The organism is Bacillus sp. 05T22, assembly GCF_056396765.1.
The window spans coordinates 24,785-34,228 of the sequence record NZ_JBFTMC010000075.1 but is presented as its reverse complement, the minus strand read 5'-3'; the positions used below and the strand labels follow the sequence as shown (position 1 = coordinate 34,228).

12 protein-coding genes and 3 pseudogenes are annotated in these 9,444 nt (G+C 35.0%); 8 read left to right on the top strand and 7 right to left on the bottom strand.

Translation table 11 applies throughout. The annotated features are described in order from the left end of the window. Positions 1 to 179 (bottom strand): helix-turn-helix domain-containing protein (locus AC1DIT_RS19695; RefSeq protein ID WP_476998359.1); only part of this gene is annotated, 179 nt, incomplete at its 3' end. A gap of 523 nt (positions 180 to 702) precedes the next feature. Then, positions 703 to 1,740 (bottom strand): serine hydrolase domain-containing protein, encoded by a 1,038-nt coding sequence (locus AC1DIT_RS19690; RefSeq protein WP_016115524.1) that lies wholly within the window; start codon positions 1,738 to 1,740, stop codon positions 703 to 705. 280 nt (positions 1,741 to 2,020) lie between these two features. Between AC1DIT_RS19690 and AC1DIT_RS19685 the strand changes: the two genes are divergently transcribed. Both AC1DIT_RS19685 and AC1DIT_RS19680 read left to right on the top strand, forming a co-directional pair. After that, positions 2,021 to 2,368 carry a PadR family transcriptional regulator gene (locus AC1DIT_RS19685; RefSeq protein ID WP_016115523.1) on the top strand — a complete coding sequence of 116 codons (348 nt, stop codon included), beginning with the start codon at positions 2,021 to 2,023 and terminating at the stop codon, positions 2,366 to 2,368. Continuing rightward, positions 2,355 to 3,353 (top strand): HAAS signaling domain-containing protein, encoded by a 999-nt coding sequence (locus tag AC1DIT_RS19680; protein ID WP_016115522.1) that lies wholly within the window; start codon positions 2,355 to 2,357, stop codon positions 3,351 to 3,353. Before AC1DIT_RS19685 ends, AC1DIT_RS19680 begins: the two co-directional genes overlap by 14 nt. A gap of 301 nt (positions 3,354 to 3,654) precedes the next feature. Here the strand turns inward: AC1DIT_RS19680 and AC1DIT_RS19675 are convergent, their stop codons facing one another. Continuing rightward, positions 3,655 to 4,635: a ketoacyl-ACP synthase III gene (locus AC1DIT_RS19675; RefSeq protein ID WP_016115521.1), complete on the bottom strand. Its 981-nt coding sequence runs from the start codon at positions 4,633 to 4,635 to the stop codon at positions 3,655 to 3,657. A 142-nt stretch (positions 4,636 to 4,777) separates the two neighbouring features. Between AC1DIT_RS19675 and AC1DIT_RS19670 the strand changes: the two genes are divergently transcribed. From AC1DIT_RS19670 to AC1DIT_RS19660, 3 genes are all read left to right on the top strand, one after another. Continuing rightward, positions 4,778 to 4,978 carry a VOC family protein gene (locus AC1DIT_RS19670; protein WP_016115520.1) on the top strand — a complete coding sequence of 67 codons (201 nt, stop codon included), beginning with the start codon at positions 4,778 to 4,780 and terminating at the stop codon, positions 4,976 to 4,978. Positions 4,979 to 5,442: 464 nt separating this feature from the next. After that, complete coding sequence (locus AC1DIT_RS19665) at positions 5,443 to 5,613, top strand: hypothetical protein (protein WP_476998357.1); 171 nt, start codon at positions 5,443 to 5,445, stop codon at positions 5,611 to 5,613. 23 nt (positions 5,614 to 5,636) lie between these two features. Continuing rightward, on the top strand, positions 5,637 to 5,918 hold the full coding sequence (locus AC1DIT_RS19660; RefSeq protein WP_016115518.1) for a hypothetical protein: 282 nt from the start codon (positions 5,637 to 5,639) through the stop codon (positions 5,916 to 5,918). 159 nt (positions 5,919 to 6,077) lie between these two features. Here AC1DIT_RS19660 and AC1DIT_RS19655 read toward each other — a convergent pair whose 3' ends face one another. From AC1DIT_RS19655 to AC1DIT_RS19640, 4 genes and pseudogenes are all read right to left on the bottom strand, one after another. After that, entirely contained in the window at positions 6,078 to 6,455 is a 378-nt protein-coding gene (locus AC1DIT_RS19655; RefSeq protein ID WP_016115517.1) for a hotdog domain-containing protein, read from the bottom strand. 143 nt (positions 6,456 to 6,598) lie between these two features. After that, positions 6,599 to 6,745 (bottom strand): annotated as a pseudogene (locus AC1DIT_RS19650) (IS1595 family transposase); the annotation flags it as partial. A gap of 32 nt (positions 6,746 to 6,777) precedes the next feature. After that, positions 6,778 to 7,068 carry a DUF3784 domain-containing protein gene (locus AC1DIT_RS19645; protein ID WP_016115516.1) on the bottom strand — a complete coding sequence of 97 codons (291 nt, stop codon included), beginning with the start codon at positions 7,066 to 7,068 and terminating at the stop codon, positions 6,778 to 6,780. Positions 7,069 to 7,090: 22 nt separating this feature from the next. After that, positions 7,091 to 7,657: pseudogene (locus AC1DIT_RS19640) on the bottom strand (LysR family transcriptional regulator substrate-binding protein); the annotation flags it as partial. On the opposite strand from AC1DIT_RS19640, the pseudogene AC1DIT_RS19635 reads away from it, so the two are divergent. From AC1DIT_RS19635 to AC1DIT_RS19625, 3 genes and pseudogenes are all read left to right on the top strand, one after another. Then, positions 7,638 to 8,426, top strand: a pseudogene (locus AC1DIT_RS19635) (MFS transporter); the annotation flags it as partial. The pseudogenes AC1DIT_RS19640 and AC1DIT_RS19635 overlap by 20 nt on opposite strands. Beyond that, on the top strand, positions 8,401 to 8,649 hold the full coding sequence (locus tag AC1DIT_RS19630; protein WP_033671330.1) for a MazG nucleotide pyrophosphohydrolase domain-containing protein: 249 nt from the start codon (positions 8,401 to 8,403) through the stop codon (positions 8,647 to 8,649). The pseudogene AC1DIT_RS19635 and the gene AC1DIT_RS19630, both read left to right, overlap by 26 nt. Before the next feature lie 31 nt (positions 8,650 to 8,680). Then, positions 8,681 to 9,157 carry a GyrI-like domain-containing protein gene (locus AC1DIT_RS19625; RefSeq protein ID WP_016115512.1) on the top strand — a complete coding sequence of 159 codons (477 nt, stop codon included), beginning with the start codon at positions 8,681 to 8,683 and terminating at the stop codon, positions 9,155 to 9,157. Positions 9,158 to 9,444: the final 287 nt, after the last annotated feature.

The following is a 9,444-nucleotide window of genomic DNA, read 5'->3' as shown; positions in this document are numbered from 1 at the left end:
GGTAATTGCGAAGAACAAGTGCCATAKGTTAATCCTTTTCCTGTTTCTTTATATCTATCATTCCATTTTGCTAAAAAGTAATTGAATACAAAACGAGAACAACCCATTGTTTTCGCGATACGTATTTTTTGTTCTACGCTAGGGTAGATCCGGAACTTATACGCTTTATGGACGAGCACCACTTTCCACCTCACTTCCTATTTTAGTTTTTCTACATGCTTTTTTCACGATATTTATGAGAACGATATCATAATCAATTCAAAAAAATACTTCTCTCGTATCATTTCTTCTTTTTTGTCGAAATTCCTCTGTCACCCTTTAAAAATGTATACATATTGAAAGACTTTTATGATGGAACAATTCCTTATATGTAAAAATGCTTCTTACTGCATCATCTCCCTTCTATAGGAACGAACGGATCCCGATACCTCATACTGACTCTTCCGCAAGGAGAAATGTTAAGCTTTTGCCTAACCGCCATTCATCTCCCACCTACTCATTGGACCATGTCCTACCCATTCCTTGAGGTGGGAGTTTTCTGTCGGGAAATGCTAAAAGGAAGGCAGTATTCTTTTTAGCAGATGAAGAATCGGCTTTAAGTGCTCTACACTTTGTGTAGTATTGGATCTTTCTATGCTTGTCAGAACGAAAAAAGCTAGCTTTTTTGTAGCTTTTTTATTATAGCCCTTTTACTAAAGCTTCCTATAGTTTTAATAAGTTAACAATATCTCCAATAATCCCTTCGTTTTGATGAACACCTAAATCCGAGTTTGTCATAATGACAGCGCCAGTACCTCTATAAGGATATGCAAGCATCAAACATTGAAACCCAACGCCCCAACCAAGTGAAGAAATTTCTATTTCTTGGTTTGGAGTGTCAAGAAATATACCCAATCCGGTCCACTTTGAACAACCTTGTGGAGAAATCATATCTTTGACGATTTTGGAGGAGAGACCGAGTTTGCTTTTGCTTTGTAAAGACTGGATGACTTCTATGATTAAGGCTGCTAAATCTGTCGGAGTTGACCAAACTCCTGCAGCAGCTAAATATGGATAGGATGGATACTTTCCATCTACCACATGTCCGTTTTTATCGTGACCACAAGCGAAAGGATTATTTGTCGTATCTTGCTTAGGGTGCAGGAGTGTACTGTTATTCATATGTAAAGGATCAAATATGAATTTTTGTAATAAAAGATTAAAAGGTTCCCCAGTAACGTCTTCTATGAGTTGTTCTATTATACAAAATCCTGCATCTGAATAGTGAAAGGTACTTTCCGGTTCATATTGAACTTCAATTGGGACTGGGCAATAAAATGTTTGACCTTGAAGAATTTGAAGAATGGTAGGTTTTCCTTTTGTAGAATGATATATATCAAAGCTTTCAGGTGGATCAATAATTCCTGATTGATGACTTAATAGATTTCGTAAGGTAACTTTTTTACTACTAGTAAACTTATTCTCAGGAACTTTCCAAGATACAAGTTTATTATTCACATCTTCATCTAAGTTCAGTATCCCTTGATTTGCTAATTTCAATACGAGCATCGCTGTGAGGAATTTACTTATAGAACAAGCGTTGAAAATAGAATTCACGTTAACCTTCCTAGCTGTACCAAACTCAAGTGAGGCAAAACCTTCAGCATATTCTAATTTCCCATTACGAATAATAGCTAGGCTTAGTCCAGCTACCGGATATTGATTCATTTTTTCATATATATCTAGCGTTTTGAGTTCCATGTGATTATTCTCCTTTTTCAATGTTACATTCACTATATAATAAATGAAATGTTAAATAAAGGGAAATGTGGCGGTGCAGGCTTGTGGAAGAAAAAACCAAAAAAGAAACCACAAATTAGATATGTCTAATTTGTGGTTTCTTTTTATTTCAACTTGTTATGTACTTTACTTAATATTGTTTATTTCTAAATTTTAAATAATTTTGTCACAACAATAGTGTATGTTGCATAGTATAAATTAAATACTGTATGACATATAGTAATAAAAATGAGGTGGGTGAATGAGTAATTTATTGAATTCGCTAACGACAGAGCTTAGGAGAGGAACATTAACATTAGCCGTTTTAAGTCAATTACGAACACCACAGTATGGATATTCACTTGTTCAGTTATTGGAGGAATCGGGTATTACCATTGATCAAAGTACTTTATATCCATTGCTTCGTCGATTAGAGAAACAGGAGTTGGTGACGAGTAGTTGGGATACATCTGAAAGTAGACCTCGTAAATATTATGTTTTAAGTGAACATGGGCTAGATATCTTTTTACAGTTAAAAAGGGAATGGATGGAGAATTCAAAGAAGCTCTATAGCTTATTAAAAGGGGAAGAAGACGATGAATCTAATTGAGATTTATATCCAAGAAGTTACTCGTAGGCTGCCTGAAAAAAATCGTGAGGATATTGCACTTGAGCTACGGTCAACCATAGAGGATATGCTACCTGATGATTACAGTGAAGAAGATGTAAAGGCGGTTCTTGAAAAATTAGGGAGTCCAGTCACATTGGCTAGTGGTTATCGAGATCGGCCAATGTACTTAATTGGTCCACGTTATTTTGATGTATATATGACGTTATTAAAAATGATTTTACCGATTGCCGCTGTCATTTCGTTAATTTCGATGATTGCCGAAAATTTTATTGGATATAGTGGAGAACAAGCGGTTATAAATATTGTTTTGAGTCTTATGGGCAAAGGAATAGGGAGCATCATTGAAGTAGGGATCCATGTATTCTTTTGGCTAACACTTGTGTTTGCTGTTTTAGAAAGAACAGATAATGGAAGAGATGAGCAGCCATTAACAGCACGCCTTAAAAAATGGACTCCTGCTGATTTGGAAAATATCTCTTATATCCCTAAGAAAAAAGTGATTCCGAAGTTTGAAGTATTTGGAGGTTTAATGTGGACTGCGATTTGGGCAACTCTTTATTTTTATTCGAGTCATCTTGTAGGTGTATATGAAAGTGGTAGAAACGGACTTGAATTTGTGACGCCAACTTTCAGTCAAGATGTTTTGCTTCGGTATTGGCCAATCGTTGTTATTATGATCGGTTTAGAAATAGCGTTGTCCCTTTATAAATTAATAAAGGGACAATGGACGCAAAGAATGGCAATATGCAATACTGTCCTTCAGCTAATTGGAACTATTGTATTTATTGTGATATTATTAAATCCCAATTTACTAAACAAAGATTTCATTACGTATATGGCGGATGTATTTACTATTACCACTAATCAATTTAAAACGTGGATAGTTGGCGGTGGAATTTTCATCTTTATAATATCTGCAGCAATCAGTGCATTTGATGGTTTCCGCAAAGCTAAAATTCGTTAATCCGTATTTTCTTTTCAATTAATAGTTGTTTTTCTTGAATAAGCAAAAATAGTTTATTCATTTCACTAAGTCTATTAAAATACCAAAAATCCCTGCTTTTTAATTGAAATCAGGGATTTTTTCTATGTTTAATGATTATAAGTTATGTCTGGAATCACGAAGATGATAGTCGTACTTGGGTTGCTCCTTCTTTAAAGCAATTCATTGAATGGTGGAGTGACGGAACAATTAGTATTCAAAAATTTGGAAGAAACATAACATAGAGGCCGATGCGATAAGACATCAGCCTCTATGTTATGTACTATATATTCCATCTTAAAATGAGCCCCGCATGTACAAGACCTCCACCAAATCCATACAAAAGTAAAGTGTCGCCATTATTGATTTTTCCATCTTTTAACCCAATATCGAGTGCTAACGGAATAGAAGCAGCAGAAGTGTTTCCGCAATATTGTAGGCTCATGAGTGTACGATCAAGAGAAATCCCTGTTCGCTCACAAATGGATTCAATCATTCTTAAATTGACGCTATGTGGAATGAACCAATCAATCTCTGCTATATCTAAATGATTTTTTTGTAGTAATTCTTGTACACCTTGTGGAACTGTATTTACAGCCCATTTGTAAACGGCTCTTCCGTTTTGAACGAGGTAGGGTGTGTCTTGTAATGGGGTTCCATTCATTGTTTTTGATAAGGCAGTTTGGTATAAGTTGATTCCGCCAGAACCTTTAGATCCCATATGAGTTCCTAAAAAACTAGGGCTGTGTTCATCATATTCTAAAAGAGCTGCACCAGCACCATCTCCGAAAAGTATGCAAGTAGTACGGTCGCTATAATCTGTGATTTTTGAAAGGGTTTCAGCGCCAATCACAAGTATCTTTTTGTTTGTCCCAGAAGTAATAAGGCCGTTGGCAACAATTAATCCATAAACAAACCCAGCACAAGCTGCACTTAAATCAATTGCTCCTGTATGAGGTATTTCAAAATAAGCCTGAACTTGACTTGCGGTATTAGGGAACATGTAATCTGGTGTAGCAGTTGCAACAATAATTAAATCAACGTCATCAACGGAAACGTGGAATCGATCAATTAAATTTTGGACAGCTCGGATACATAAAGTTGTGGAAAATTCATCAGAGGGAGTAATTCTTCGCTCATGCATACCGGTTCGTTGAACAATCCATTCATCTGTTGTTTCAACTAGGTTTGATAAATCTTCATTCGATAGTACTTTCTCAGGTACATAAGTTCCGACAGCTGTAATTCGTGCTTTTGAATTCATATAAATACCTCCTATTTATAACTAAGTTATAATACCTAGTTCTAATTATAAATAAAATTTCTTATTAGTTCAATTATTTGTAAAATTAAGTTATTAATTATATGATCTGAATATAGAACTGAAATAGAAGGGAGCGTTTGTGATGTTGATAAATAGAGTTACTTTATACAGTAATGCATTAGAAGAAATGAGAGATTTCTATTTACATAAATTAGGTTTTCATTTATTAGAGAATAGTGGTGAAACAAGTTTTAGCATTCAAGTAGGAGAGAGTGAGTTAGAATTTTGTAAAAATAATTCGAATACCAATCGGGTTTTTACGGGCAGTTTATCTCCCACCTAACTTCTTTGCTTTCACCGAATTTTGAGGTGGGAGTATTACTGCTCGTTAATGCGGGATAAATAGACAAGGAGAATGTAACATATCCATTAAGAAATAAAGCAGTCCAGATAAGTGCCCTCATCCGTTTAAGGATGAGGGCAGCAGTATTGCGGTATTTTGGGGAGAATCTTGTATCGAAATATGTATAAAGTCCATCCTGACATAATGACCGGAATAATAATTGTTTTATTTTCGATTTGCTTTTTGAAAATGAGCCAGCCTACTATATCGAATAGTATGTTCAATACAATGCAAAAAACTATAAGGGATGGAGTGGAAAAGAAAGTATTTTAATCTTGCCAATTGTAGGCTTGCTTTTATTTTTTCTATTATACATGTTAGGGAAAGCTTCCCAACTATTTAATTATTCTATGAATGTGTCAGAAGAAAAGGCACCAAAATTATATGCAGAAGGAAGAAGATTGATGATTGCTTTAAATATTGAAATTAGCTTCTTTTTCTTTATTGCTACATGGAAGGAAGTACAAACTGCGATAGGGAAAGCGGATGGATTAGGTAGTTGGTTTTTGACAAGTTTTATAGTGATTTTATTTGTTACTTTGATAGTTTATATCATTCGATTTCGTCGTGTATAAAATAAGTTATAAGGAGGAGTGCTATGGGGTTTTGGGTGGTACTACCAATAGTTGCTTTTGGTGTCATTTACATTGGAGAAAAGATAAAGCAAATAGAAAAACGAACAGATGCTAGACTAAAGCGTATGGAAACTAGATTAGAATTAATAACAAAACAAATGGGAATTAGAGAGGTAGAGCCCGAAATTAATAATGAACTGCGGCAGCTTGTGAAAGCTGGAAAAACAATTACAGCAGTTAAGAAAGCGCGCGAAGCATTTGGGTATTCATTGCTGGAAGCGAAAGAATATGTGGATTCTTTATAACAATATAAATAGATCCATCTCTTAATATGGATTATACTGAATGGAAAGCAGAAAAAAGATAAGCAAATTTGCTTATCTTTTTTCTTTTTCGCTCTGTTAAATTTTAATGTTGCTAATCAGATTCTAACGCTCCAGTTAATTGAAGAAGGTAGAAAGAATTCACAGTATTACACCTGAAAAGTTGCCTTTTAATACTACCTTTTCATTCTGATTTTTACATAAAAAGGATGTAATAATAGCTGTTCTATTATTTTCTTGCCTTTCGTATTTTTCAATTTTAGCTTCACAAATTATTGTATCCCCTGTAAATACAGGTCTTAAAAACTCAAAATTCATAGTACGAGCCAGTACGTTATTATCTCCACCTATTTTCGTTGGTAGAGTTGCCGTTAGTAACCCTTGGGTTACAAGTCTTCCCTGTTCATCTGGGGTTATATGGTGAATCCCTTCATCACCTGAAACCTCTGTAAATAATTCAACATCTTTTACTGTAAAAGTTCGTTCAAACATAATTATATCTCCGACTTTTAAAGACATATAAATCTCCTCCCTAAAGTTTAAATACTGTTATGGTTTGTTATAGTTTGAATATTGTAACAATTAAGAGCGGTGTTCAACTATTCCGACCGTTAGCTCAATAAGGACTACACATTGAATTTTGATAAGCGTAAACCGTCATACGTTTTTCTCATTTCATTGATTAGACGACCACCAACAGAGGATGTAGGTTCAACAGAGTGTTTCTCTCATTGAAAAGCTTGCTCTTTTTTCGTTTGAGATAGTTTGTCCATATGCTTTAATAAGCTATTAAACGCTTTGTTAACCATTTCCCCTTAACAGAGCCTTCTTTTTAGAAGGATTAGTGAACCATTCTCGTATTCACGTAAGCTGCTAATATAACATGTCCAACGATAATAATAGGAACAATAATTTGTGTGTTGGGCGTAGTGAAGACGCTACCAATTGCCGCAATGACACCAGCTGCTAAGTTATAAAGCCCAACTATGTTTGCTAGTTTTTGCTTATCTTGTACACGTCTTTCATTAAATCCAGATAAGAGCCAAGTATACTGTTTTACTCCTACAAAGTAAGATAATGCGAAAGAAATTATAGCGATGATACATAATGATGGAGAAGCGAAGAGGGCCATGATTACACCTCCGAAATCATTCTTATGTGCATTCTACAAATCGTCTAGCACTGTTAGAGAGTTTCCGATCTTTCAACCATATTATTGATGATTCAGATTGAAATGGAAAATCTATTAAATCTACTATTCTGATAAATTCTTGCGGGATATAAGATACAGCACTTTTAGGTAGAATAGATGCTCCGATCCCAGCCATGATGAGCATAAGTACAAATGAAGAGTCGGGACATTCACATGCTATATTTAATTTTATACCATGGCGGTTGCATTCATCAATGACGAGCTGATGGTAACTGTCTTCTTTATCTTTATGTAAAAGTAAGAGGGGGATATGATCTAGTTCAGTTATGGAGATTGGAAGATTTGAATGATGAAGCCCCCATTTTGCAGGCATGACTAATACGAATGGCTCCTTTGATACACAAATACTAGAAAAAGCCTTCGTATTAAAAGGGGTACGTAAGACAGCGAGTTCAATATTCCGATTTTCTAATTGCTCTATTAAGTATAAAGGACCACCTTCCCATATTTTTAAGTTTACATTTGGATAGTTCTCTTGAAAATAACGGATTTTTTCAGATAAAAAAGGACCAAAATTTGTATGGATCGTAGCTGCAACTACCTGGTCAATTTTTGAAATTGCGACCGCTTTTGCAGGAGAAATAGGGATGGCTGTTTTTGGTGGCTCTGCTTTAGCAGGATTTGCTCTTTTCCGCGTTTTGTTCGGATTAACAGAAGGGCCGTCTTTCGCCGTTTCGAATAAGACAGCCGCAAACTGGGCAGCGCCAAAAGAACGAGCTTTTCTAACATCCCTTGGCTTTGTAGGTGTTCCGTTAGGTGCAGTATTAACTGCACCTGTAGCGGTTATGCTACTGTCTTTTACAAGTTGGAAAATGATGTTTTTTATCCTTGGTGCAATTGGTATTATATGGGCAGTTATTTGGTATTTTACTTTTACAAGTATGCCTGAAGATCATCCGCGAGTGACGAAAGAAGAACTAGCTGAGATTCGTAGCTCTGAAGGTGTGCTTCAATCAGTAAAAGTAGAGAAAGGGATCCAAAAAGAGCCGTGGTATTCTTTTTTTAAAGTTCCGACATTCGTCATGGTTACGTTAGCGTATTTTTGCTTTCAATATATCAATTTCTTAATATTAACTTGGACACCGAAATATCTGCAAGATGTATTCCATTTTCAATTATCTTCTCTTTGGTATCTTGGCATGATTCCTTGGCTTGGAGCCTGTATTACATTACCGTTAGGGGCGAAGCTATTTGATCGTATTTTACGTAAAACAGGAAACCTTCGTTTAGCTCGAACAGGATTGCCGATTATTGCTTTATTCCTTACAGCGGTTTGCTGATGCAACGATTGAGAGGCGTACAATGTATTTGATGACTGAACTAGGGGAACTAACAGAAGCGGTATTAAAACAAAATGATGATGATAATATAAAAAGAGAAATAGGATTAGAGATGTTTGATGTGATTTGGAATGTATGTGACCTAGCGAATAAATTAGAAATCGATTTAGAGAAAGCATTTCAGGAGAAGATGGAAATCAATCGAGATAGAAAATGGTAAAGACCCATAAAAACAGAGAGGAAATAAGTATATGTCAAAACAAATATTACGACATCCGACTGTTAAGAAGCTGGATGAAATAAAGTTGGTGGGATTTCGAGTTCTCTGTTCTGGTGAACAATATATTAATGAAATACCGAAAGCATCCATGCGTTTATGTAAACGTATGAGTGAAATCAAGCATGTAATCAATCCTTCGTTACAATATGGAGCATTTGTTGTAGAAAATACCTTAGACGAAGAAGAAGGATATTGGATTTGCGTTGAAGTGAAAGAATACGAGGAGATTCCAACCGATATGGTATTTTTATCAGTTCCCTCTCAAAGATATGCTATTTTAAGACATCAAGGATCTAATGACAAGATTATGGATGCCTATACTCGCTTACATAAATGGATTGAAGAGAATGAATACAAAAGGCTGAAAGATAAATGGCATTTAGAAATATTTTATAATTGGAATGATACTGAGAATATAGATGTAGAGTTGTTAGATACGATTGAATGATATAAATTTATTATGTTTTAAAAGCATAAGTCCTGCATAAAAACAAAAAATCTCAGAGCATAAAGCTCTGAGATTTTTTGTTAATTATCAAACTATTTTAATCGTGAATTGCGCTGTTAAGGGTTTTGTTTGAAAAAATGAAATTTCGAAATATTAGTTATTTAATTTGTGTTAAATACTGTGAAATGATAGTGGTACCGAAAGTACTAAATGAGTACTTTAAGTTCAGGGGGGCGACTATGAAACAAAGAATCTTAACAGAAACAAGATAATCTCCTTACATACTA

Bases quoted from the DNA above. Each gene is read 5' to 3' on its own strand.
- AC1DIT_RS19675 (WP_016115521.1), bottom strand. From the start codon at position 4,635: ATGAATTCAAAAGCACGAATTACAGCTGTCGGAACTTATGTACCTGAG.
- AC1DIT_RS19645 (WP_016115516.1), bottom strand. From the start codon at position 7,068: ATGGCCCTCTTCGCTTCTCCATCATTATGTATCATCGCTATAATTTCT.
- AC1DIT_RS19685 (WP_016115523.1), top strand. From the start codon at position 2,021: ATGAGTAATTTATTGAATTCGCTAACGACAGAGCTTAGGAGAGGAACA.
- AC1DIT_RS19660 (WP_016115518.1), top strand. From the start codon at position 5,637: ATGGGGTTTTGGGTGGTACTACCAATAGTTGCTTTTGGTGTCATTTAC.
- AC1DIT_RS19680 (WP_016115522.1), top strand. From the start codon at position 2,355: ATGAATCTAATTGAGATTTATATCCAAGAAGTTACTCGTAGGCTGCCT.
- AC1DIT_RS19665 (WP_476998357.1), top strand. From the start codon at position 5,443: ATGATTGCTTTAAATATTGAAATTAGCTTCTTTTTCTTTATTGCTACA.
- AC1DIT_RS19625 (WP_016115512.1), top strand. From the start codon at position 8,681: ATGTCAAAACAAATATTACGACATCCGACTGTTAAGAAGCTGGATGAA.
- AC1DIT_RS19655 (WP_016115517.1), bottom strand. From the start codon at position 6,455: ATGTCTTTAAAAGTCGGAGATATAATTATGTTTGAACGAACTTTTACA.
- AC1DIT_RS19670 (WP_016115520.1), top strand. From the start codon at position 4,778: ATGTTGATAAATAGAGTTACTTTATACAGTAATGCATTAGAAGAAATG.
- AC1DIT_RS19690 (WP_016115524.1), bottom strand. From the start codon at position 1,740: ATGGAACTCAAAACGCTAGATATATATGAAAAAATGAATCAATATCCG.